The sequence below is a fragment of the Chryseobacterium sp. C2(2020) genome (assembly GCF_014218915.1).
Classification (GTDB): Bacteria; Bacteroidota; Bacteroidia; order Flavobacteriales; family Weeksellaceae; genus Chryseobacterium; species Chryseobacterium mucoviscidosis.
Genome location: NZ_JACLCT010000006.1, coordinates 118,555 through 144,876 on the forward strand (window position 1 = coordinate 118,555; position 26,322 = coordinate 144,876).

Annotated in this window: 19 protein-coding genes; 17 read left to right on the top strand and 2 right to left on the bottom strand. The window is 36.6% G+C overall.

Features of this window, described 5'->3' with window-relative positions:
- Positions 1-306 precede the first annotated feature (306 nt).
- Entirely contained in the window at positions 307-1,692 is a 1,386-nt protein-coding gene (gene mnmE, locus H6W52_RS05695) for a tRNA uridine-5-carboxymethylaminomethyl(34) synthesis GTPase MnmE (RefSeq protein ID WP_116096391.1), read from the top strand.
- 88 nt (positions 1,693-1,780) lie between these two features.
- Here the strand turns inward: mnmE and H6W52_RS05700 are convergent, their stop codons facing one another.
- Together H6W52_RS05700 and H6W52_RS05705 are read right to left on the bottom strand one after the other, a co-directional pair.
- Positions 1,781-3,271 carry a contractile injection system tape measure protein gene (locus H6W52_RS05700; RefSeq protein WP_116098403.1) on the bottom strand — a complete coding sequence of 497 codons (1,491 nt, stop codon included), beginning with the start codon at positions 3,269-3,271 and terminating at the stop codon, positions 1,781-1,783.
- 46 nt (positions 3,272-3,317) lie between these two features.
- Positions 3,318-3,638 carry a hypothetical protein gene (locus tag H6W52_RS05705; RefSeq protein ID WP_116098401.1) on the bottom strand — a complete coding sequence of 107 codons (321 nt, stop codon included), beginning with the start codon at positions 3,636-3,638 and terminating at the stop codon, positions 3,318-3,320.
- A 513-nt stretch (positions 3,639-4,151) separates the two neighbouring features.
- Here H6W52_RS05705 and H6W52_RS05710 point away from each other — a divergent pair.
- From H6W52_RS05710 to H6W52_RS05785, 16 genes are all read left to right on the top strand, one after another.
- On the top strand, positions 4,152-4,697 hold the full coding sequence (locus H6W52_RS05710; RefSeq protein ID WP_116098399.1) for a DUF4255 domain-containing protein: 546 nt from the start codon (positions 4,152-4,154) through the stop codon (positions 4,695-4,697).
- A 41-nt stretch (positions 4,698-4,738) separates the two neighbouring features.
- Positions 4,739-6,124, top strand: a complete 1,386-nt coding sequence (locus H6W52_RS05715; RefSeq protein ID WP_157967243.1) for a phage tail sheath family protein — start codon at positions 4,739-4,741, stop codon at positions 6,122-6,124.
- 79 nt (positions 6,125-6,203) lie between these two features.
- Positions 6,204-8,009, top strand: coding sequence for a phage tail sheath family protein (locus H6W52_RS21185; RefSeq protein WP_228457530.1), 1,806 nt, complete (start codon positions 6,204-6,206; stop codon positions 8,007-8,009).
- Between the two features lie 40 nt (positions 8,010-8,049).
- Entirely contained in the window at positions 8,050-8,481 is a 432-nt protein-coding gene (locus tag H6W52_RS05725) for a phage tail protein (protein ID WP_076394813.1), read from the top strand.
- A gap of 25 nt (positions 8,482-8,506) precedes the next feature.
- Positions 8,507-9,871: a phage tail sheath family protein gene (locus tag H6W52_RS05730; protein WP_116098393.1), complete on the top strand. Its 1,365-nt coding sequence runs from the start codon at positions 8,507-8,509 to the stop codon at positions 9,869-9,871.
- Positions 9,872-9,911: 40 nt separating this feature from the next.
- A complete protein-coding gene (locus H6W52_RS05735) occupies positions 9,912-10,343 on the top strand; it encodes a phage tail protein (protein ID WP_185216492.1) in 432 nt (143 codons plus the stop codon).
- Between the two features lie 2 nt (positions 10,344-10,345).
- Positions 10,346-10,813 (top strand): phage tail protein, encoded by a 468-nt coding sequence (locus H6W52_RS05740; protein ID WP_076394817.1) that lies wholly within the window; start codon positions 10,346-10,348, stop codon positions 10,811-10,813.
- Positions 10,814-11,012: 199 nt separating this feature from the next.
- Entirely contained in the window at positions 11,013-11,174 is a 162-nt protein-coding gene (locus H6W52_RS05745; protein ID WP_185144443.1) for a DUF5908 family protein, read from the top strand.
- A complete protein-coding gene (locus H6W52_RS05750) occupies positions 11,174-11,914 on the top strand; it encodes a CIS tube protein (protein WP_116099933.1) in 741 nt (246 codons plus the stop codon). The genes H6W52_RS05745 and H6W52_RS05750 overlap by 1 nt, the downstream gene beginning before the upstream one ends.
- Position 11,915: 1 nt before the next feature.
- Positions 11,916-13,661 (top strand): type VI secretion system tip protein VgrG, encoded by a 1,746-nt coding sequence (vgrG, locus tag H6W52_RS05755; RefSeq protein ID WP_116099932.1) that lies wholly within the window; start codon positions 11,916-11,918, stop codon positions 13,659-13,661.
- 2 nt (positions 13,662-13,663) lie between these two features.
- Positions 13,664-13,954: a PAAR domain-containing protein gene (locus H6W52_RS05760; RefSeq protein ID WP_076394823.1), complete on the top strand. Its 291-nt coding sequence runs from the start codon at positions 13,664-13,666 to the stop codon at positions 13,952-13,954.
- Between the two features lie 113 nt (positions 13,955-14,067).
- Entirely contained in the window at positions 14,068-14,478 is a 411-nt protein-coding gene (locus tag H6W52_RS05765) for a GPW/gp25 family protein (protein WP_116099931.1), read from the top strand.
- An 89-nt stretch (positions 14,479-14,567) separates the two neighbouring features.
- Entirely contained in the window at positions 14,568-17,642 is a 3,075-nt protein-coding gene (locus H6W52_RS05770) for a baseplate J/gp47 family protein (RefSeq protein WP_116099930.1), read from the top strand.
- A gap of 24 nt (positions 17,643-17,666) precedes the next feature.
- Entirely contained in the window at positions 17,667-20,516 is a 2,850-nt protein-coding gene (locus tag H6W52_RS05775; RefSeq protein ID WP_116099929.1) for a hypothetical protein, read from the top strand.
- A gap of 12 nt (positions 20,517-20,528) precedes the next feature.
- On the top strand, positions 20,529-23,789 hold the full coding sequence (locus tag H6W52_RS05780) for an Ig-like domain-containing protein (protein ID WP_116099928.1): 3,261 nt from the start codon (positions 20,529-20,531) through the stop codon (positions 23,787-23,789).
- Positions 23,790-23,906: 117 nt separating this feature from the next.
- Positions 23,907-26,246, top strand: a complete 2,340-nt coding sequence (locus H6W52_RS05785; protein ID WP_116099927.1) for a hypothetical protein — start codon at positions 23,907-23,909, stop codon at positions 26,244-26,246.
- The last annotated feature ends 76 nt before the right edge of the window (positions 26,247-26,322 follow it).

Sequence of the window (26,322 nt, forward strand, 5' to 3'; positions counted from 1 at the left end):
GGTGGTTATAAATTGGAAAAGATAAACTTTGCTTTAAAGATGAATTTAGAAGACCAATAATTAATTTCCGACATTCTTAGCCCGGATAGAAACGGTTACCCCGCAACAAAGACTGGAAGCAATGGCAAAAGCTGTGGCTTGTTTGGCGTGAGGAGTATGAGTGGATAGCCGGAAACAGCTCCAAAATAAAATGCTTGAAAGTCTTGAGATTGATTTTTATGTTACTGAAAATATTTTGAACTCGTTAAATTATTGCAATAGATAAAGGATATTTTTGTTTGCGGTTAAAAACCGTAAATTTGCAGTATGAATAACGATACCATTTGTGCGTTGGCAACTGCCAATGGAGTAGGTGCTTTAGGAATTATAAGAGTTTCGGGTGATGAAGCTTTAGCTGTTGTGCAAAAGTCTTTTCCGGCGAAAAATTTGGCAAAACAGAGGTCTCACACCATTCATTACGGATATTTTATGGATGGAGAAGAGGCAATTGATGAAGTGATGCTTTCTATTTTTCTGGCTCCGAAAAGTTTTACGACGGAAAATTCTGTGGAAATTGCTTTTCACGGGTCGCCGCACATTGGAAAACGTATTCTTGAAACCCTAATTAAAAATGGGGCAAGGATGGCAAAAGCCGGAGAATTTACGCTTCGTGCTTTCATCAATGGAAGAATTGATCTTTCTCAGGCTGAAGCGATTGCTGATGTTATTGCATCTGAAAATGAGGCTTCGAGGAAAGTGGCAATTAATCAGCTGAAAGGAGGAATTACCAACGAAATTTCTTTCCTGAGAACCGATTTGCTGAATTTTGTTTCATTAATTGAATTAGAGCTTGATTTTGCAGAAGAAGATGTAGAATTTGCGGACAGATCGGCTTTGGTTGAGCTTTTAAATAAAATAGAAATAAAATTAAATTCCCTGATTGAAAGTTTCCAGTACGGAAATGCTATCAAAAACGGAACTGCGGTTGCCATCATCGGAAAACCGAATGCCGGAAAATCGACTTTGCTCAATGCTTTGTTAAAGGAAGAAAGAGCGATTGTAAGCAATATCGCCGGAACAACGAGAGACACGATAGAAGAGGTTCTTCATATAAAAGGTCATGCATTCCGCCTGATCGACACAGCAGGATTGCGTGAAACCATGGATGAAATTGAAGCAATTGGTGTGAAAAAAGCCAAAGAAAAAGTAGAAAACGCCAATATTCTGGTTTATTTAGCCGATGCTGCAACAGAAGATTTTTCCGAAGATATTGAAATGATCCAGTCTCTGCAAAGAGATGATCTGAAACTGATTATCTGTGCAACAAAGATTGATGAGGTTTCTCCTGCAACGTATGAAAAAGTTGAAAATATCTTCAGAAATAAAATTTCTCAGGAATTTGATTTTATTAAAATTTCTGCTGTTGAAAATCAGAATATTCAGGATCTTAAAAATGAATTGTCTTCTTACGTAGAACAGTTAAAAGCTTCTGAAAACAATGTTGTGATTACCAATCAGCGTCATTTTGAAGCTTTACAGAAATCTTTGGAAGCTGTACAAAAAGTAAAAGAAGCAATTACTTTCCAAATTTCCACCGAACTTTTAGCCTACGAACTGAGAAACGCACTGGAACATCTCGGTGAAATTTCGGGCGAGGTGACTAATGATGAGGTTTTGGGGAATATTTTTTCTAAGTTTTGTATTGGGAAATAATCGCAAAAATTTATCCTAAGTTATGTTTATTCTAAAAATAGGAAAATCAAAGTCTGTATGTTTTAACAGACTTTGATTTTAAAACTCTTTACCAGTTCACAAACATAAACTTATCCTTCCACGGCAGCTTCACAAGACCGATTCCCCACGAAAGTCTTTCCAGTAAGATATCTTGTGTTTTTCGTTCTACGGTAAGAGTGCAGTCTTGGTCGGAGACAACCAGTTTTCCGGGACGTTGAAAAAATTCATTCCGGAGCAATTCTGCGGATGAGGTTTTCATGGCACTCCAGTTGTGCTGAACGCTTTCTATCAGATTTTTAACTTGAGTTTTGTGTTTACGTGTAAGCTTAACATGTCGGTTGATCGATTGATGAAGAGGAATATTACATAAAAATTTCTCAAATATCATATCGTATTCAGGAGCATTTATTTTTCCGGTAGCAATATAATGAAGCAGATGCGCACCCAATTCCGGATCTGAAAGCTGATTAGTTTTCTTGTCCAGAAGATCACAATGCTCAAAAAAAGTTTTCATAAACGGATGAATCAGAATCAGCCCGGCATTTTTGACATATTGTCCTTCATCAGAAGCAATTTCTTCGTCTTTTTGTTCAGAATTCTTGTCATTCTGTATTACCACATCATTGATTTCCGTAAAATTTTGCTCATTTTTTTTCGTTGTCTTTTTTGTATTTTGATCGTTTTTGATGAATGTATCTTCAATTTTTTCAATCAATTCAGCTTCTTTGATGTTTTTAAATACTTTTACTGCTGTTTTTACGTTCTGAAGGTCTTTTTTTACAGAAGAAGAATCTCTTAACAAAGTCTTAGATTTTAGTATTTCTTCTAAAAAATAATCCTCAATATGGATGGTCGGAGATTTCAGATGCCTCGACAAAATATTTAAAACCAGTTTCCACACCATAATTCTGTTAGTCTGATCCAGCTTTGAGATCAACTGTATAATTTCAGATTCTAAATTGATTTTTAATGCTTTGTCTTTTAGAATAACATTGCATAATTGGGCAATTTGTCCGTCAGAAAGCTGATGAATGATTCTTTCCTGCACATTTCTTTTAGAAAAAACAGGAAGAATACAGCTTTGAAAATTTTCAGCCTGAATAATAGCATTAAATACTTTTGGCTCAAGCAGAGAAAGACTTTTTTTATCAGAATTCCACCATGGCATACTTCCTCTTTCCAAAAAATAAATAAAGCTCTGAAGAATTTTTTCCTGATGGGTTACCAGATAAGCTTCAGAATTATTTGCTGTAAACTCATCTAAATTTAAAACAGGGTTTGTAACCTCAGATAATTTCTCTTCAAATACTTGGGCAATTTTATCTTTCAGATCAGAATTTAATGTGCTGCTTTTTACATCCAGATTCAATTCCAGTTTAGGGATCTGCAAAATGTGGTCTTCTAATCTGTGTTCAAAAGTACTGAGGTATTTTTCTATTTTCGGAAACACATCCATCGACAGAAAACTGTTGATGTCGTCTTTTATGCTCAGTCCTTTTTCTTTATTATTTACCGTAATTTCAATAAAAACTTTCTGAATGATATGATCTTGCTTCACATTAAATAAATTTGAGTTATACAATGGTGGAATTACCGTAAAATGCCTATTTCTTGTCAAATTCTCCGCCCCAGAAACCTGCAGGACAAAGGCTGTATTTGGATCTCTGTTTTGCACTCAGTCTGCATCCGCAACCTCTTATAAAGCCGTCTTTCGGACCGTTTGAAACTTCCAGAGTCTGAGGATGAATCCATTTTTGGGTATTGCAGTTGTTTCCGTTTTTCAAAGGACAGGCGTTACAGATTTCTTCTCTTACAGAAAAAACAACTTCCTCGTCCTGATTTGCCATACCCAGTTTTGATCTTAATTCATTAAAATGGCCGCCAATGATTTCATTGCGTTTGCCAAAAAGAGTTTTAATATTCATTGTGATTAAAGTTTAAATTATGGGGTCAAAATTAGAGGAAGAAAAACAGTCTGACGAACAATAAGACCTCACTGTTCTGTCTTTGCAGTAGATCATAAACTTATGTTCTGATAATAAAAACGATAAATTTTTTAATTCAGAGTAGGATGAAATCTGATCAGATTTCGGAATTATATCTTTTCAGATATTGATAATTGGAAAAAATATTGAGCGGATAAAAAAATCAATGGAGGAATCTCACAACATTATACTTAAAATAATCATTTTTCACGCCTTAAAATTACCTTCAGTTAACCGTGTTTATTTCACAAGTCTTAGATCAGGATAATTTTTTTTTAAATTTAGTAGGTGTTAATTATTTGATTATCATTATTTTATATTGATTTATTTTTTAGGTTAAAAGAAAATTCAAAAAAAGCATTTACTGCAAAGACAGGATGGAGCCCCCAAAATATTCGTTTTTTAAGTCGGGCTGATTGTATGTTTGCACCATAATACTAAAGAACAAAAATTATGATAAAAGAAGTATTAACAGTTTTAAAAAATGAGTTGCATTCTGCCGGTTTAGCAGATGTTGTTGTTAACGACATCGCAAAGCATGAAGACGGAGCTGCGGGACTTGATAATAAAGTGGTGATTACTTTACTGAACGTTCAGGAGGAATCTACCATGAAAAATATCTCAAGATACGTAAAAAATACATCCAATGTTACAAAAATGGAAAGTCCTTCGGCGTATGTAAATCTTTTCGTAATGGTTACAGCCAATATGACGGATTATGACAGTGCTTTAATAAACATTTCAAAAGTTATTGAGGTTCTTCGTGCAAAAAATGTATTGGAATATGTTGCAACCGGTATCGGAGAAAACAATTTTACTTTCAGAACAGAAATGCACGCCGTACCGTTTGAGCAGCTAAGTTACATTTGGGGTTTATTGGGCGGAAAGATCATTCCTTCCGTAATGTATAAAGTAAGTGTGGTTAAGATTGGAGCTAAAAATATTTCTGATGTTCAGCTTATTAACGATGTTGATATTAAGGATATTACGGTTAAATAATATCAGAAAACAAATAACCCTTTAATTTAAAATTTATGAACATGCCAAATCCGACGACACCCGGTGTTTCTATTGAAGAACTGCCAAAACTTCCCAACTCCATTGCATTAGTAGAAACTGCAGTACCTGTATTCATAGGATATACCGAACGAAAGCCTTCCGAAGACAATGTTACTAGCGCACCTGATTATAAGCCATCAAAGATCAGTTCTCTTCTGGATTTTGAGAAAAAATTCGGGAGCGCAAAAATGGAAAGTATTACATTAAAAGATACTGATGCAGGAATAACAGTTTTAGAACCAAAGGCAAAATTTTTAATGTATCATTCCTTACAAATGTATTTTGCTAATGGAGGCGGTGCTTGCTACATCGTTTCTGTGGGAGATTACAATGCACCACAGGTGGAAAAAAATCTTTTGGAATCAGGGTTAAATTTAATCAATAATATAAAAGAACCTCTTCTTCTTATTTTCCCGGATGCCGTATCATTAAATTCTCCAAATGACTTTCATGCCTTATATAATACAGCAATTGCTAAAGCCGAATCTGCAGGAGAATCCAAAAATATGTTTGCCCTATTAGATACCTACTACGGAAATTCCACTACAAAAATAGGAAATCTTACTGCGGTAGAGAGTTTCAGAAATACAGTAAATTCCTCAAGTTATGCGGCAGCTTATTTTCCTCATCTGAAAACGGTTCTAAATTATCATTTTGATGAAAAAATCACTCCTGTTTCTCACCTTGATACGCAGAATCAGCCCGTTGGAATTGCTAATGGAGTAACATTAGAATCTCTGAAGACCGCAAATTCTTCATTATACAATCAGATAAAAGAATTACTGAAATCTCTGAAAGTAGTTTTGCCGCCATCATCTGCAATAGCAGGAGTGTATGGAAGAATAGACAATACAAGAGGAGTCTGGAAAGCTCCTGCAAATGTAAGTTTGAATTACGTAACAGCTCCGACGGAAAAAATTTCCGACGAAGAACAATCCGGTCTTAACATTGATGATGAAGGAAAATCAATCAACGCTATCAGAAACTTCACAGGAAAAGGAACTTTGGTTTGGGGAGCCAGAACACTGGACGGAAAAGATAAAAAAGAAGATGAAAAAGATAACGAGTGGAAATATATCCATGTACGCCGTTATTATAACATGCTTAAACAGTCAATAAGCATAGCGCTTAACGAAAAATTTATCAATCAGCCTCATGTCATTCACACATGGTTAAGAGCAAAAGCAATGATTGAGAATTTTCTTAATCAGCAATGGATAGACGGAGCATTGGCGGGAAACTCTCCCAAAGAAGCTTACAAAGTTGAGGTAAAATCCGGAGGAACAGACATCATGGATGTAAAAATTGAAGTAGCCTTAGTACGTCCTGCAGAGTTTATTGTATTAAATTTTTCTCACAAACTATAACAAAACCAAAATCAATCACAACAAAATATTGAAGTTCAGCTTCGAGTGATAATTAATATTAACTTAAAATTTTTAACAAATGAATTACAAAACCCCTGGAGTCTATGTGGAAGAAGAAGCAAAATTTCCGCCTTCCGTAGCGCAAGTTGAAACAGCTATTCCCGCTTTTATCGGATATACAGAAAAAGGGACACAAAACAAACCTACGAGAATCTCGTCTATGCTGGAGTTTAAAGAACTTTTTGGAAAAGGATATGCCGAAACTTTTGCTGTAGCTTTCAAAGAGGGTACTGCAACAGCAGTTCAGCCAAAGGTAAGCGATTTCAAAATGTATTACGCGATGCAAATGTATTTTGCCAATGGAGGCGGACCATGCTATATTGTTTCGGTAGGCGATTATGATGATGATGTTACTGTTGGAACTATTGCAACTCAGCAAGGAACTCTCTTATACGGTCTTGAATTATTAAAAAAAGAAGACGAACCTACACTTATCGTTTTTCCTGATCTTCAAGATCGAGTAGCTTCTGCTGCTGATGTCGATGCTGCTAAAGCCATTTTAGCTACTGCAAAAAAGGATGAAATTTTAGCCACTGCATCTAAAGTTGCGGCTCAAGTTGTTGCAGATGCTGTTAATAATGCTGCAGATGTTGAGCTAGCTCAAACTGTTGCTCAGGCTGCAACTACTGTTACAGATGCTGTTACAGATGCTCAAGTTGCCGCTGAAGCTGCGGCTGAACTTGCTGCGGTTACTTTTAATCAAGAAATTGAAGCAGCTACTGAAGTTGCTGCTAGAAGTGCCGCTAAAGCTGTTGCAGATGCTGTTGTTGAAAGTAAACTTGCAGGTGCTATTCTTGCTGATATTAAAGAGGCAGCTAACTCTGTAGCTCAAAATTTTCAAAACGATCTTATTACAGCTACAAGTATTACTAGCGATGCCAATGAAGAACTTGATAATACTAAAAAGATTGATGCTTCTTCTTCAGAACCTTTGGTTATCAATGCTATTAAGAATACCTACTCTTTGTATGACAGTGCCTTAGATCAGGCAGAATCTATGAAAGACAGGTTTGTTATTATGGATGTTTTAGGAGATGATGCCACTTTCAGAAATAAAGTAACATCTACAGGACTAAAATACGGAGCAGCTTATTATCCGAACCTTAAAACAATTTTAACGTACGCTTTTAAAGAAGATAAGGTTTCTGTGATGGGTGTTTCCGGTGCAACAACTCTTGCAGAGCTGAAATTAAAAAATTCTGAACTGTACAATCAGGCTAAAGCGGCAATTGAATCCCAAAAAGTAGTTTTAGCTCCATCGTCAACAATGGCAGGTGTTTACGCAAAAGTAGACAGCACTTCCGGAGTATTCAAAGCTCCTGCAAATACAGGACTTAATTATGTTGATTCTCCCGTGATTAAAATTTCCAATAAACGTCAGGATGAACTTAACGTAGATCCTACTTCAGGAAAATCCATCAACGTTATCAGATCTTTTACAGGAAAAGGCACATTGGTTTGGGGCGCAAGAACGCTTGACGGCAACAGCAACGAATGGAGATACATTTCAGTACGCAGATTCTTCAACATGGTAGAAGAATCCGTGAAAAAAGCAACGGAACGTTTCGTATTTGAACCGAACACTGCGAATACTTGGGTTCGCGTACAGACCATGATCGAAAACTTCCTGAACCAGCAGTGGCAGGACGGAGCATTGGCAGGAAGCAAGCCGGAAGAAGCTTATTATGTAAGCGTTGGCTTAAACAAAACCATGTCTGCACAGGATATCCTTGAAGGCAGAATGATCGTGGAAATCGGTATGGCGGCAGTTCGTCCGGCAGAATTTATTGTTCTTCGTTTCTCACACAAACTGCAGGAAGCTTAAAAATTAAACAAACAAATAACAAAATTAAATCAAGACAATTATGAATACATATCCATTAGTAAAGTTTTCCTTTGAAGTAGACTGGGGCGGAACAAATATCGGTTTTCAGGAAGTTTCGGGATTAAGCATCGAGCGCGATATCATTGAATACAGACAGGGAGCAAGTCCGGATTTCAGCAAGATCAAAATGCCGGGAATGGCAAAATTCGGAAACATCACTTTAAAAAGAGGAACTTTCAAAGGCGATAACGATTATTTCGAATGGCTGCAGACCGTTCAGATGAATACGGTAGAAAGAAGATCGATCACGATTTCTCTTTTAGACGAGAACGGAGCCCCTGCAGTAACATGGAAAGTGAAAAATGCCTTCCCATTGAAATTACAGTCAACCGATCTGAAAGCTGAAGGTAATGAAGTAGCAATTGAAACTTTGGAGATTGCGCACGAAGGTTTAACTATTGAACATAACTAAATATTAATTTTAAATTTTTAACAAAATGAATTACAAAACACCAGGTGTTTACGTGGAGGAACTGGCAAAATTTCCGCCTTCCGTAGCACAAGTAGAAACAGCGATCCCTGCTTTCATCGGATATACAGAAAAAGGACCAAAAAATGAGCCGACAAGAATTTCTTCGTTGTTGGAATATGAAAATCTTTTCGGAAAAGCAAAAAACGAAGGGAAAGAGATCAAAATTTCTGTTAAAGACAATACTGTCTCTACCACTTTTGAAGATAGTAAATTAGGTAAATTCAAAATGTACCATGCTATGCAAATGTATTTTGCAAACGGTGGTGGTCCATGTTATATTGTTTCTGTTGGAGTAGCTTCAGGATATCCTACAGAAGTATTAAAAAGCGAATTAGAAACAGGACTTAAGACTCTTGAAAAAGAAGATGAGCCTACGCTTATCGTTTTCCCGGATGCAGAATCTTTACCAACATTAGAGGCTTACGGTTTGTATGGATTGGCTTTGGATCATGCAGAGGAAATGAAAGACAGGTTTGTTATTATGGACGTTCTTGGAGATGATCTTACTTTCAGAAATAAAGTAGTTTCTACAGGTTTAAAATACGGAGCTGCTTATTATCCGAAATTGGAAACTGTTTTAACTCATAGCTTTGAAGATGAAGATGTTAAAATTACAAGTTTTGAAGAAAAAGATATCTCAGGAAATGTTTTGTCTCTTCCAGATGGCTATGTAAACAATTTAAAATGGCTAAAATCCAACAGAACAGAGCTGTATAATAAAGCTAAAGCAGCAATCGAGTCTGAAAAAGTAGTAATGGCTCCGTCCTCAGCAGTTGCGGGTGTGTATGCAAAAGTAGACAGCACTTCCGGAGTATTCAAAGCACCTGCTAATGTTGGACTTAGCTATGTAGTGGCTCCTACAGTAAAAGTTTCTCACGAAGATCAGATGACTCTTAACGTAGATCCTACATCAGGAAAATCCATCAACGTTATCAGATCTTTTACAGGAAAAGGCACATTGGTTTGGGGTGCAAGAACACTTGACGGCAACAGCAACGAATGGAGATACATTTCAGTACGCAGATTCTTCAACATGGTAGAAGAATCCGTGAAAAAAGCAACGGAACGTTTCGTATTTGAACCGAACACTGCGAATACTTGGGTTCGCGTACAGACCATGATCGAAAACTTCCTGAACCAGCAGTGGCAGGACGGAGCATTGGCAGGAAGCAAGCCGGAAGAAGCTTATTATGTAAGCGTTGGCTTAAACAAAACCATGTCTGCACAGGATATCCTTGAAGGCAGAATGATCGTGGAAATCGGTATGGCGGCAGTTCGTCCGGCAGAATTTATTGTTCTTCGTTTCTCACACAAACTGCAGGAAGCTTAAAAATTAAACAAACAAATAACAAAATTAAATCAAGACAATTATGAATACATATCCATTAGTAAAGTTTTCCTTTGAAGTAGACTGGGGCGGAACAAATATCGGTTTTCAGGAAGTTTCGGGATTAAGCATCGAGCGCGATATCATTGAATACAGACAGGGAGCAAGTCCGGATTTCAGCAAGATCAAAATGCCGGGAATGGCAAAATTCGGAAACATCACTTTAAAAAGAGGAACTTTCAAAGGCGATAACGATTATTTCGAATGGCTGCAAACCGTTCAGATGAACACGGTAGAAAGAAGATCGATCACGATTTCTCTTTTAGACGAGAACGGCGCACCTGCCGTAACGTGGAAAGTGAAAAATGCCTTCCCGTTAAAATTACAGTCAACCGATCTGAAAGCTGAAGGTAATGAAGTGGCAATTGAAGCTTTGGAAATTGCGCACGAAGGTTTAACTATTGAACATAACTAATCATGGCTCTTTTATATCCTCCAACCAGTTTCTCTTTTATTGTTAACGGGATTTCGACAACAGAGGGTATTGACTCCAGATTTCAGTCTATATCTGGTTTATCTACAGAAATTCAGACCGAAGAATATGCCGAAGGAGGCGAAAACAGATTTCTTCATCAGCTTCCTCTGAGACCGAAATATGAAAATTTAGTTCTTAAGCGTGGCTTGATTGTAAGTTCAGGATTAATAAGCTGGTGCAGAAATGCAATGGAAAACTTCGAGTTTGAACCCAGAGATCTTGTCATCACACTTTCAGGAGGACTTCAGTCTACAGCCCCTTTAATGGTCTGGAATGTAGTTGGAGCCTATCCGGTAAAATGGAACGTTTCAGAATTCAACGCAGAAGAAAGCAGGCTTGCCATTGAAACAATAGAGCTGAAATACAGATATTTCAAAATACCCTCATCGTTAGCAAGTTTAGGCTTGTAATTTCTAAATCAAATCTAAGCACTTACCGTGTGTTAGTTTTCGGATAACATTCAGCAAAAATTTTAAGATAAAAAAATAAAGGATTGGTCTATAACAGGACTGAACACACGCTTTATGTGCTTAGATTTTTTTAAATAAATACGTTAAATAATTGGTTTTAAGTTTTTTACGTATTAATAATTAATTAAAAATAAACGAAATGCCAATAGAAATAAAAGAGCTTCACATTAAAATAAATGTGGACGAAAAAGCAGCCGCAACGACAACTACCGCATCAGTAGATGAAGGAAAAATTATGTGTGCAATTAGCGAAAGCGTAGAGCAGGCAGTAAATATAGAAAAACGTAAAAAAGAAAGATAATGATAGGAGAAATAAAGAAAACAGGAGGAGAAGTTTTGAAAGTAAAGATAGGAACGTACAAGGATATTAACTTTAAAAGTGTTATTGATAGTGATGCATTTGAAGCCTTTATTAATCCGACAGGTTTTTCTTTCACCAGTAAAATAGAATATAACACTGCCCAAGAGCAAGGTGCAGCAGGAAGTAGTCCAAAATTTGTTAAAGTTGCTCCTCAAGCATTACAAATGGAATTTTTATTTGATGGCACTGGAGTAACGGAAACATATTCGGGTAATAAACTTGTCAATGTCATAAAAAAAAATAAATTCAAGCATGATACTGTTAATTTACAGTTAGAACGTTTTTATAAAGCAACAGGTGAATTTAAGGGATCATTTCATAAACCATATAGTGTTATTGTGATATGGGGAGAATTTGAATTTAAAGGTGCTCTTACGGAGTTTACAGTAGATTATAAAATGTTCAACAAAGATGGAACACCGTTAAGAGCTATAGGTAAAGCAACTTTTGTAGAAGGTATCAGTCAGGAACTTATTGCAGAAAAAGCTAAAAAATCTTCTCCAGACCTTACCCACAAAAGAACCGTACAGGCAGGAGATACTTTACCCTTAATGACTGAAAGAATCTACGGAGACTCCAAATATTACCTGGAAGTCGCTAAAGTTAATAATCTCATCAATTTCAGACAGTTGAAACCGGGAACTGAACTCTACTTTCCACCCATAGAAAAAATAGCATAACATGAACAATAGCGGATACATAAAAACATCAAAAAATCCGGATCTGATCACTTTTAAAGTAATGTCCGGAGGTACCGAGTTACCCGGGAAATATGGGGTAAAAAGTATTGTTGTAGAAAAAGAAGTAAACAGAATTCCTTATGCCCGCATTGTTATTTTGGATGGAAGCGTACCGGAACAGGATTTTAAACTAAGCAATGAAGATCTTCTGATTCCCGGAAAAAAAATTGAAATTACCGCAGGTTACCATTCGGACGAAGAAAGTATTTTTAAAGGAGTTGTTGTAAAGCACAACATCAAAGTAAGAAACGGCTCTTCCTACCTCATCATAGAATGCAGAGATAAAGCGGTGAAAATGACTTTAGGCAGAAAAAGTAAATATTTCTACGACAGTAAAGACAGCGATATTATCGGAGAACTGATCAGTAACAACGGTTTAACTGCCGATGTTCAGGCTACCTCTAATTCACACAAAGAATTGATTCAGTACAGAGCTTCCGACTGGGATTTTATGCTCACCAGAGCACAGGCAAACGGAAAACTTTGTTTTGTAGAAGACGGAACCGTTAAAATAGCTAAACCCGATTTCAGCAAAAAAGAAGTGGAAACAGTGGTTTACGGATCTTCGGTGCATGAATTTGACGGAGAAATAGACGCAAGAGATCAGTTCAAAAAAATTTCAGCCAAAACATGGAGCTATACCGATCAGGAACTTACAGAAGTGGAAGCTCAGGATCCAGCAGTAAAACTTAACGGAAACCTTTCACCGGATGATCTGGCGAAAGTATTTGGAATAGACGATCTGCAGCTTAAACATGGCGGAAATCTTACGCAGAGTGAACTTCAGGACTGGAGTGATGCGAAAGCAACTTTCCAGCAACTGGCAAAGACCAGAGGAAGGGTGAAATTTCAGGGAATTCCGGCTGTAAAACCGGGAGTTTCATTAATGCTGCAAGGCGTAGGAAACCGTTTCAACGGAAAAATTTACGTAACAGGTGTTCGTCACGAAATTGCGGAAGGAAACTGGCTGGTTGATGCACAATTCGGACTTTCTCCGACATGGTTCTCAGAAACGTACGATGTAAGCGAAATGCCGGGTTCAGGAATTATTCCTTCCATCAGCGGATTGCACATCGGGAAAGTATCCCAACTGGAATCCGATCCCGATGGAGAAGACAGAATTCTGGTGCAGATCCCGATCATCAATAACGAAGAGGAGGGAATCTGGGCGCGTGTAGCCACACTTGATGCAGGAGAAAACAGAGGATCATTCTTCAGACCGGAAATCGGAGATGAGGTAATCATTGGTTTTATTAATGATGATCCCAATGATGCAGTGGTTCTGGGAATGCTGAACAGCAGCGCAAAACCGGCTCCTATTGTAGCTTCCGATGAGAACAACGAAAAAGGATTTGTTACCCGCAGCAAAATGAAGATGATTTTTAATGACGATAAAATTTCATACACCCTTGAAACACCAAAAGGCAAAAAAATAACTGTAGACGAAGATGCAGATGTCATTAAAATAGAAGACGAGCATAAGAATACTCTTACCCTCAATAAAGACGGGATCAGTATGGAAAGTGGGAAAGACATCAGGATCAAAGCAAAAGGTGATATTAAGATGGAAGGAACCAATATCGGTATCAAAGCATCCGCACAGTTTAAAGCAGAAGGAAGTTCCGGTTCTGAGCTTAAATCAGGCGCAGTAACCATCGTAAAAGGATCTCAAGTTAAAATTAATTAATCATGAAACCGGCAGCAAGAATTACAGATATGCATACCTGTCCGATGGTAACGGGAACTACCCCGCACGTTGGCGGGCCCATCATTCCGGCAGGAGAACCTACTGTACTTATCGGAGGTAAACCCGCAGCAAGAGTAGGAGACAAAGCGATATGCACAGGTCCGCCCGATACCATTGCAGCAGGATCTTCAAGCGTAATGATCGGCGGAAAACCAGCCGCAAGAATGGGAGATTCTACCGCTCACGGAGGCGTAATAAGCGCGGGTGAAGCAACTGTTTTAATAGGCGGATGATACACAGCCTGCAAGATTAAAAAATGTACAAACATCAATAACAAAACGGTTAGAAAACTAAAACTCTATGTTACAGATGCAAGATGTTACAATTAAATATAATACAAGAACGTATGAAAATAAATACAGATTTTTTAGGAATAGGCTGGAGTTTCCCGCCTGAGTTTAATGAGACTGAAGGAAAGCTGGTAATGACTACAGATGTGGAAGACATTAACAACAGTCTGATCATTTTACTCTCCACAAGACCGGGAGAACGCGTTATGTTTCCCGATTACGGATGCGACCTGCAGGAAATGCTTTTCAAATCTTTGGACTTAACGCTGATTACCCAAATGAAAGGAATCATCGAGCGTGCCATTTTATACCACGAGCCCAGAATAAACATTTTAAATATCGACATCGATACTCAGGAAGAACTGGAAGGCGAAGTGTTGATAAAAATTGATTATGAAGTAAGGAATACGAATACCAGAAGCAATATGGTTTTCCCTTTCTATAAAGGTGAAGCTACTGAAATATAAATAATTACGGGATGTCTGTAACCATTTTGAATACTACCGAAACATTACATTAAGTATTGCATCTGACCATAGAATATAAATATAAACAAATGAAAAAAACAGATACATTTTCACATTATCGTGAAGGAAAATCACAAATGCAGCGCTTTTTAGCGGATCTGGATCCCGGCAATCTCGAATTGCACGACTTCGATCTGTTCGATTGGCTGCTATTTGCAAACAATTTTGCCAGTCATGTAAATTTTTTTGAAAAAGATGCTGATACAGCAATACCAGATAAGAAGTGGGGAAACTTTTTCTTTGGTGATGATACCAATGCTATTCCGCGCAGAGAAAGCGTAGAGTACAAAAGTATGAAAAAACAGGTTACAGATCTTATTTCCCAATTTGAACAGGACAGCAATCTGACGCCTCATCTTACCCTCTTTGTCTGCTTTCTGAAATTGCTGGATTTTTCCAAAAAAGCTTTCAATAATTTAACGAAAAGACATCTGGATTTCTACTATAACGAGATCCTTCAGATTCATAAGAATGATGCTAAAGAAGACAAAGTCTATGTGATTTTTGAATTGGCTAAAAAAGCAATTCAGGAAAGAATTCCGGAAGGAACACTTCTGGACGGAGATAAAGATGCGGAAGGAAAAAAACGGGTCTACAAAACCAATAATGAACTGATTGCCAATCAGGCAAAAATAGTTGAAATTAAAAGTCTTCTTAACGACGGCGGAAAACAAGAGCTTAAAATGGCTCCGGTTAGCAATTCTGCCGATGGTTTGGGCGAGAAATTACCGGAAGGCGGAAACTATTGGTGGCCATTCGGATACAATGCTGAAGAAACAGCTTCGGGCAAATCGATCTATAAAGAACTTCCAAAAGCGAAACTGGGATTTTCTGTAGCATCATCTTTATTCGATTTAAAAGAAGGAGACAGAACAATTACCCTGAAAATAGATTTCAACCCCAATTCTGTTCAAAAATTAAAAAATCTTGAAAAAGAAGATTTTCAGAACAACATCAAAGTACTTTGCAGCGGGGAGAAAGAATGGTTATCCGACATTGCATTACAGTGTACTGAAAATGGAGAAATAGGAACCAAAAGTGATAAAAAACACCGTTTAACCTTTTCTTTAACATTACCTAAAGATTTTCCTGCCATCGTAAAATACAATAAAGATGTTCTGAAGGAAACATTCCAGACCAGCTTTCCTGTTCTCAGATTCATGATTGAAGGGAAGAAATATTATGAAGTCTATGAAGCTTTTTCAGAAGCATTGGTCAACAATATTGAAGTTTCTGTAGATGTAAAAGGAATAAAATCTCTTCAGATTGAAAATGACAATGGAGAACTGAATTCCGAAAAATCCTATTATCCATTTACTGCGCAGCCGATTAAAGGCTCCAATTTTTACATAAAATGTCCTGAAATGTTCTCTAAAAAGTGGAACACTGCAGACATTACCATCAATTGGAAAAATACACCGGCTTCCATAAAGGATTTATACAGCGGGTATATCATGGAACCGGATACAAATATCAGTCAGCAGGATTTTAATAATTTGAAAAATTCGTCAGTTGTAACAGGAGACGATTATTTTAAGATCGATACAGCGGTGTTAGACAAAGAAATCTGGCACAATCAGGAAAGTGATATTGCTTTATTTAAAAAGAATGGAAATGTTTACCAAACACAGTTTTCTGTAAAAAGCACCAGTGATGAAGCAGGTACAGGCGAAGCGATCAGGGTAAAACTGAAGAAATCTTTATTACAGGACTTGTATCCTAAATTATATACGCTTGTTTTATCAGATCCTCAAAAACTTAAAGTAGTTCCGAATGAACCTTATATTCCTTTTGCAGAAGATATTGAGTTGAGTTACAGCGCAACAGAAACCGCATACCATTCTTTAAGAAAAGATTCTGAAGGAGAACTTTTGAAAAGTGATGAAGTACAGATGTATCATGAAGATGCTTTCGGGCAGTATGAAATGGAAATCGATACGAAAACCATTGTTCCGGTACATCAGAAAGGAGGCGAATTATACATCGGTCTGGAAGCAGTTCCGCAAATGACGGTTTCCCTTCTCATCCAGATGCTGGAAGGAAGCGAAAATCCTTTAGCCGAAACTTTTGAAGAAAAAGAATACATCGAATGGAGCATCCTTTCCGGAAATACATGGATTGATCTTTCAAACTCTATGCTGCAGAATGATTCTAAAAAATTCCTGGAATCCGGAATTGTAAAATTCAAAATTCCAAAAGATATTAATTTGAATCACACAAGATTTACAGATCAGTTAATCTGGGTAAGAGCAAGGTCAGGAAGAAGTTACGATGCGGTTTGTAAAGTTCAGGGAATTTATACACAGGCAGTTCTGGCAACATTCCAGAATCAGAACAACGATCTGTCTCACTTAAACAACGGTTTGAAAGCCAATACGATTTCCAGACTTATTACCAGAGTTCCGCAGGTAAAATCTGTGAGCCAGCCGTATAACTCATTCGACGGAAAATATAAAGAAACAGATACAGAATTCTACAGAAGAGTAAGTGAAAGACTGAGACATAAAAACAGAGCCGTTACACAATGGGATTACGAACATCTCGTTTTGCAGGAGTTTCCGGAAGTTTTCAAGGTAAAATGCCTGAATCATACTTCAGAAAAGTCTTACCTCGCTCCAGGATATGTTACGCTGATGGTTGTTCCGAATATTAAAAATAAAAACGCTTTTGATATTTATCAGCCAAGAGTAAGCAGAGCCACGCTTAACAGGATTCAGAATTATATAAATGAATTGAATACCATGCACATCAACGCTCAGGTAATCAACCCGAATTATAAAGAAGCGAAGGTAGAAACAAAGGTGAAATTCTTCGATCAGTATGATGAAACATTTTACACAAAACAGTTAGACGAAGACATCAAAAAGTACATATCGCCTTGGGCTTTTACAGACACTAAAGATATTGATTTTAATGTGAAACTGAATGTTAATCAGCTCATTAATTATCTGGAACAACTGCATTATGTAGACTACGTTGAGGAGACCAGTATATTGGTAAATAATGTTTTACAGACACAGTCTTTAATCGAAGTAGATCCGAAATCCATACTCGTATCTGCCAAACAGCACAAAGTTACTATTGCAGAACCGGTATGCCTTTAATAACAAACAAGCAGAAACATAATTATGTCAGAAAATAAGCACATTAGTATACCCAAAAATATAGAAACGCAGGATCAGACCGATTTTCATTTTCTACGCAGAACAGGTATTGAATATATAGAAGGATTAGGAGGAAAACTTTGGACAGATTATAACTCTCACGATCCGGGGATTACCACACTGGAGGTTTTAAGCTACGCCATCACAGATCTTGGAATGAGGATGAATATGAATATGGAATACATTCTTGCTTCAAACGATGCAAAAAAAGATATTCATACACAATTCCTGAAAGCTACGGAAGTTTTACCTTCCAGACCTTTAACGGAGCTTGATTACAGAAAACTCTTCATCGATATCAGCTTTAAATTCGGTCATCAGAGACCAATCAGCAACTGTTGGCTGGTTCCGAGAACCGAAACGCTGTATGTGGATTGTAAAACTGGACAGTTGGATTTTGAACCTATCGGAGAAAAGACACAACATTTTAACGTAAAAGGATTGTATGACCTTTATGTAGATTATGCCGATGATATAGACGATAGTGAGAATGAAGATTGTGACAAATCGAATGCAAGAGTAAAAATACTGGAGCGTTATCACCAGAACAGAGGTCTTTGCGAAGATCTTGTAGATATTAAAGAAATCGAAACCCAGAAAGTGGCGGTATGTGCCCGCATCGGACTTGTAAATAAAGTAGATGAGGAACTGGTTCATGCAAAGGTAATCAGAGCAATCAACAATTATCTGGCTCCGGAAGTTCATTTTTATTCATTAAAGCAGATGCTGGAAAAAGGTCTTACCACAGATGAGATTTTTGACGGACCGATTCTCGATAATGGTTTTATTGATACGGAAGAATTGAAAGCAAGTCAGTTAAAAAGAGAAGTCCGACTTTCTGATATCATCAGCGAAATCATGAAAATCGACGGAGTGAAAGAAATCCACGAAATTTCTATTGCCGGATGCGACAGTGCAGTGAAACAGACCGATGACTGGATGATCTGTATTGAAAAAGGTAAAAAACCGGAGCTTTGCGATCTGAGTTCATTCAGTTACACCAAAGGTGCGCTTCCGTTGAATATTAACACTAAAAAAGTAGATGAATATCTCGAAACGTTAAGAAAAGAGGAGGAAGTACTGAGAGAAGATGCGAGACAAAATAAAGAGTTGACTCTGCCGCAGGGAACTTCATACGATATCGGAAATTACGCGACTATTTTAAATGAATTTCCGGATACGTACGGAGTAGGAATTTCCGGAATCATCGGAAATCCAACCCCGGAAAGAGAAGCTTTGGCAAAACAGATGAAAGGATATCTTTTGTTTTTCGACCAGATTCTTGCCAGTTATTTCAAACACCTTGAAAAAGTAAAAGAAGTTTTAAGTATCAGCGGAGGTTTAAAAAGAACGTTCTTTACTCAGGCTCTTAAAAATATCAAAGGTTTTGAAGAATTGGTTTCGGATTATGATGAAAACGACGACAAACTTACAGATACTTTATACGAGGAGCTTGATAACAGTGTGGAACGCCGAAATGAAGTTCTGGATCATTTAATTGCCCGTTTTGCAGAAACATTCAGCGACTACACTTTCCTGATGAAATCTCTGTACGGAAAATCTACCGATGAAATTGTACTGAACAATAAAGAAACCTTCTTAAACGAATACAAATCGTTGAGCAAAGACCGTGGATTAGGCTATAATTATACATTAGATGATACCGCGAATGTCTGGAATACAGACAATATTTCAGGGGTACAGAAAAGAATTGCCCGATTACTGGGGATTAAAAATTATCAGCAAAGAAATCTTTCTCAAACACCTGTTTCGATTATTAAATCGGTAAGTGACGACGGAACGGCAAGCTATTCATGGAAAATAAAGGATGGAAATAATAATATCACTTTATCATCCGTAGATACATTCCATATCGAATATGCGGCAACAAAAAACCTGCACGAAGCCATTTATCAGACCATTCAGATAGACGAAGAAGATCTTAAAAATGCTTTAGAGCTTTTACAGGAAAATCAGACTCATTATGATTTGATTGGGAATATTCAGATCCGAATGTCTTCCGGAGGCAACTATTATCTTGAAATTATGGATGACAGCCAGCCACAAAACGTAATGGCTACTCATAAAATGACCAATCCGTACCCTTCTTTAGCTGAATTAAAAAAGGGAATTGAAGAACTGGTAAGATATTTCAAATATGATTTTACCGAAGAAGGAATTTTCCTTGTAGAACATTTATTGCTGAAACCGGCATTCAAAGATTACAAACTGATCAAAGGAATTGGTTGTATGTCTATAGAAGACACGTTCAAAGTTTTTCAGGATCTTGAAGGGATCGGAAGCATGATCGTAGGAACCTCTTTTGAAGTAGCTCCTAATGAGGACGGAGATATTCTTTCTGGAAATCCGATAGATTATGCAGATGCTTTAATGTCCTCTTGTGAAGAAGACTGTGAATATGATGTTTTTGATCCTTATTCTTACCGCGTAAGTGTGGTTCTTCCGGGCTTTGCCTACCGTTTTCAGGATCCTGACTTCAGACGTTATGCAGAAACAGTGATCCGACAGGAGATTCCGGCTCATATTCTGGCTAAAATCTGTTGGGTGGGAGATCGTTTAAGTGAAAAACAAACCGCTCAGAACGATTTGTCTGCATTTGAAAAGGCATTCAAAAAATATCTTTCAGATAAAGCAAAAAATAATATTAACAATTTAGGAAACAGCATTCAGAATTTACTGACGGCTCTTACCAACTTAAATAATATTTACAGACCGGGAAGACTCTTAGACTGTGCTGTAGAAGATAATGACAGCCTGGACGGAAAAATAATATTAGGACAATCAAACATATAAAATTGAAAAACAATGAATGCTAAATTAGATAATGTAACAACCCAATATAGAAAATTTAACGAAAATCAGGTACTTACGGATGGGCAGTTAAATGAATTCATAGACTATTTCGAAGATCAGGACAGGCTCTCGAGAACACTTCTCAGTGGCGTAGGAATTGTATGCGGATTTAAATCCACAATTACCAGTTCCGGTCTCATTACAGAAGTTATGGAAAAAATCGCTCCGCGAAAGGCTGAAAATGCTTTGGATACCATTGTGATTACCCAGGGAGCAGGCGTTACCACAGACGGAGATTTAATTACCCTTCGTACAGGAAAAGAAAAATCTTCAGACGTTACGATAGATTTCGATACCAAAAATTACAGATACTTCAGAGAGTATAAAGACAAAGTGAAGTATGATCATTTCCGAATCGGAGAAGAACAGATTCCTTTATTGGAACTGGCAACCGAAGACGAACTGAAGCAAATGAAAATTAAAGGATTAGATACAGGAAGTTTTAAAGATGTTAAAACCTTAGAAAAACTGAATGAAAAGATCATTATCCTTTATCTGGAAAGCTACTCTAATGATGAAACGCCTTGTGAAGATGCGGATTGTGATAACACCGGAGCAGAGCAGGTTTCTGATCTTAAAGTACTTTTGGCAGATTTTCAGTCGGTTTCAGATCTTATGACGAGCGGAAATGCAAAAGATACGCTGTATAAAATTCATAATTCTTACGAAGAACTTTTTGACCGCTTACCGAATATTGAGGCTAAAAGAGTAATTCTTGATCCTAAAGTTGAAACAGCAGACCAGTTAAAAACAAAATTTCGTAACGCTATGGATTCTGTTTCGAAATTGTCCGACGGTTTTGGCGCTATTGCAGATACTTTTAAAATAGATCTTAACTTCAGTGGTTTATCGCTTTTTAATAAACTCAATACTTTATTGTCTGCATCTTCCCCAAGACTGGATGATTTTCAGTACAGATATGATCTCCTGAAAGATCTCATAGATACCTACAACGAAATAAAAGGACTGATCTTACATCTGAATGTAGAATGTTGCCCGACTATTGCTTCATTCCCTAAACATTTGATGTTGGGATATGTCGGAGGTTCTTTGGAACTGGGAGAATATTCTGCTTTCCGTCACGGATTCTATCATTCTCCCATCACAACCCAAGATGATGAAAATTATGAAAGGCTGATGTTGCTTGCCAATCGTTTTGTTCAGAAAATCAATGGATTTCAGTCGTATGTAGGACCGGTTAAAATTACACCGTCCAATCTTTATGTAAGATTAGGAGAAAAAGCAATCCCATATTATTATAATGTCGATAAGTCTTTACTTGATAAGTGGAATTTCGAAAAGACAAAAACAGACAGAGAAACGTATAATTTAAGTTATCATACTGCGAACTTATCATCAGAAGATCATGTTCAGAATCCTCTGAATTATAATATCGATAACAATGATTTTTACAGAATTGAAGGACATCTTGGATTGCCTTATGAAACAGCGGTACAGAATATTAATGATCTTAAAATGAAGTACGGACTGGCTTTTGACGTTAGCGTTTTACTTTTAAATGACGGTAAAAAAACAGACGATGAACCTGAAGAACCAAGAAAAGTTTCCATTGAAGAACTCAGAAATAAATTATTGTCTATTTCCAATGAGATCAGCAAAGAAACAGGAGACCCGAAGAACGCACTCCTTAATTTATCCAAATTAGACAGCGATCTTAAGTTATTGAATAAAGCTAAATTTGAAACGCCTTCCGGAACATCAGACGATGTAACGATCGTAAAAGAAGATCCCAGAAAAGAAGAAATTTCTACAGAACTTTTAAGCGAATTTTTAGAAAGAAAATCTGGTTTGGAGCATCTTTCCGGTGTAGAACCGGGCGGAACATTTGTTTTGATCGCAGAATCGAAGGCAAACAATCAGGTTATTGCAGATTTCTCATTGTCTTATTTATGTTGTTCGAAGGAAAAACCGAATGTTCCGCCAATTGCTCTGGATGATAATGTTTCTTGTATGATCGGTCAGACAGTTATTATTTCTGTTCTGAATAATGATTATGATGCTGATAATGATATTTTAACCGTTGTAAAAAAATCAAATCCTTCATACGGAACTGTAGTTTTAAACAGTAACGGAACTTTCTCTTATACCCATGATAATTCTGTAAATCTTAAAGACTCATTTACGTATTGCGTGAATGATGGTAAAGACGATAGTAACATTGCAACGGTATTTATTAATATCAAATCTGCACCGGTAGCAATAGATGATCATGCCTCAACTGAAAACGGAGGATATGTAGATATAGCAGTTAAAGATAATGATTATGATCTTGGAAATACACCATTAACTGTACATATAAAAGATCATCCAACTCATGGAACCGCAACTTTAAATTCTGACGGAACAATAAGATATCAACATACAGATTCTACAAGTCTTACAGATTCTTTCACATATTACATTAATGATGGTGAATTTGATAGTAATATTGCTACGGTTACGATTAGTATCGCTCCTCCTCCTTGCGATTCGGGGATGGATGTGGTCTTTATTTTCGATTACACAGGCAGTATGTCTGGGCAGATTGACGCTGCTAAGACTGGAGCTGTAAGTATAGTAAATACAATAAAAACTCAATCTAATGAAAATTACAGATTAGGTATTGTAATAGCAGATGAAACCAATTCTAAAAGTTATTCAGGGTATGAGAATGCACCAGCGTATATTAGTTTAAATCCATCTCAGAAAATCGTAAATACAGGACTTAATTCAAATTTCCAGTGGATAACAGCTATGGAGGTAATGCCATCTGCGAGTGTTAATAATTTTAGTTCCTTTAAAGTTCAGCTTGATAAACTTAATAATTCAGCAACTGGATTAAGTTTAGGATCTGGAAGCGGACTTCCTGAACCGACGGATTTGGCACTAAGCAAAGTTGTGGAATACAATTTCGCAGGGACGTTCAGAAATAATGTTGCAAAATATGTAATCATTATAACAGACGATGTTCCTGGTGGTAATGATGACAGTGCAACTACTGCTGATATTACTGAAATGAACAGATTAAAAGATCAGTGTATAGCCAAGTCAGTTAAGGTTATTGTATTAGGACAGGGAGTTGAAAAAACAATAGGAGGAAAATACATATGGAAAGAATTGGCAAATGCTACAGGAGGTTCTTGGAACACAAGTTATAATGCTTCTGCTATCGAATCTGCTATTAAAAATGGTTGTGGAGAAAGTAGTAAATAAGAGTATGAAAATCTTATAATGTAGAATGATATTTTACATTTCTAATATGCTTCTTAGGTGAAGATTATTTGCCTAAGAAGTTTTTAAAATCACCTTAATCATTAAAAATTAAAAATAATGAATAATCAATTAAGTAATATACCGATAGAATATCAACATCTTACAGAATTGAGTACTATATCAACCCAATACCGTAAATTCAGTAAAGGTCAATATATAGATCATCAACAGTTCAATGAGTTTCTGGACTTTTTCGAAGATCAGGATCGTTTGTCCAGAACTTTACTGCAGGGAGTGGGTGTTGCATGCGGACTGAAAGCAAAACCTGTTTACAAGGACAGTCTGCTGAAAAGCATACAACTCTCTCAAGGTGTAGCGCTTACAACTGATGGAGATTTGCTCACATTAAATAATATCAATAAGATAAGTGAAGAATTATATGTGAGTGATTTAAAAACTCTTGACATAGAAAGTAAAGAATATACTTATTTCAAAGTATATGATAATTTCAAAGTAAAATATCCTGCTTTTTATGAAGGTAAAAACCAGATTGAGCTTTGGGAACTGGCTACAGATTTAGAGAAGAATTCTGATTTTCAAACAATTGGGAGCCTTTCAAATTTAGAAGATAAGTATTTACTGCTTTATCTGGAAAGCTATGAAAAAGAAGTAAAACCTTGTCGGGGTGTAGATTGTGACAATCATGGAGTACAGCAGATCCGAAATCTCAAAGTATTACTAACAACAGCAGACGGAATTAAATATATTATTGAAAAAGACAGGATTCAAGAACACCCTCTTTTCTTCGAAAATATACTGCAGGAAACAAAACAGGAAAGAGCTATCGTGGAAAGGCTCATTCTGGAGAACGGAATAGATAAAGATTTTTATCCGTCTGATTTAAAAAGATTTTACGCTGAAATTATAGAAAGAAATGGTTTTGCAGAACATATTTTTAAAAAAGTTAATATAATATCTGACGTATTTGGAATTTCGCCTGTTGATCATCAGATATTTAAAACAAAATTAGAAAAATATCTTACTCAGGAATCAGGATTTCAATATGCATACGATGTTGTAAAAGATCTGGAAGATACCTATTCTGAAATTATAAAATTTTTGCCTCAGTCGTTTACTAAATATCTTCCTTATCTGGCTTCTTTTCCTAAGCATATTATGTTGGGCAAGCTAATCTCAGATAAGCATTTAGATCCTACAAGACATCGATTTTACAATTCGCCTGCTTTAGATGATCATCAATCTTTGCAAAAGGTCATTATGCTCATTGAACGTTTTAAACAACAAGTAGAAAATTTTAGAGAGTGGGTTGATCTTCAGAGTATAGAAGAGATCAAAATTACCCCCTCAAATAAACTGCTTCCGTTGGGAAATAAAACAATACCCTTTTATTACAAAGTTACAGAGGCGTTTTTAAAGGCATGGAGTTTTGATAAAACCAATATCAGATCTGCTAATACCAATTTAGCGTACGATTCCGATTTATTGTCTACAGATGAGCATATCCAAAAACCTATGTATTTTAATAAAGACAATAAATCTTTTTACAATATTGAAGGTCATCAAGGCTTAAATTACGACGATGTTTATGAACAGATAAAACAAATCCGGGACGAGCAACAATTAGACTTTGACATCATGGGACTTTCCTTTGGAGAAGTCGCAGACAAAAACGATCTTTTTAAAGCTTATTTTAACGAGTATTTAGATAAGCATCCTGGTTTAGAGCATAAGCGTGGGGTTGAAAAAGGTGGGACTTTCGTAATGGTTTATGAGATTAACGGAAGATATGCCAAGATTGTAGCAGATTTTTCAATACCTTATATATGCTGTACTCCTAAAATAGATGTTAAATTAACTTTGCCAAGCTCTGTAATTTGTAGTAAATCGGAGCCTGTACCTTTTACTGTATTTCCTATGAATGGCGATGTAAAAGCTGTTGTTGGAAGTGGTTTAAAAGCAGGGGTAACTTTGAATTCTGATGGTAAGTACATCTTTGATCCCACATTAGTCAGTAAAGAACTATACAATAAGGAAATTGCGTTTACAGTTAATGGAAAATCTACAAATTGTAAGATCAAAGTGATCCCACAATCTGATATAACTGTAATTGTGGATTCTGTTATTCATTCAGATGAGACCGAAACAACAGTTAAATTTATAATTTCAGGAGATAATTTTGAAGATTATAATTACATATGGGATTTCTGGAATAATGGCAGATTGGTGACATTAAATCCGGATGAAAAAAGAAATGTAACATATGTTTACAAAAATTTAAATCCATCTATAATTCCGGTAATAAAAGTAAATGTTGTCGGCGGGGGATGTACTCAGACCATAGTAATTGATAATTGGTACGAAGAAAATCCCATCATTATTAAAGGTATCGTCTTCGAGGAAGGAGGAGACTGCTGTGAAGGACGTATTCCTAAATAAATATCACAATAAGAAAGGGTGTCCTTATTCAGTTGAAAGATTAAAAATTCACCCTTTGCTTATTAAATTTAATAAC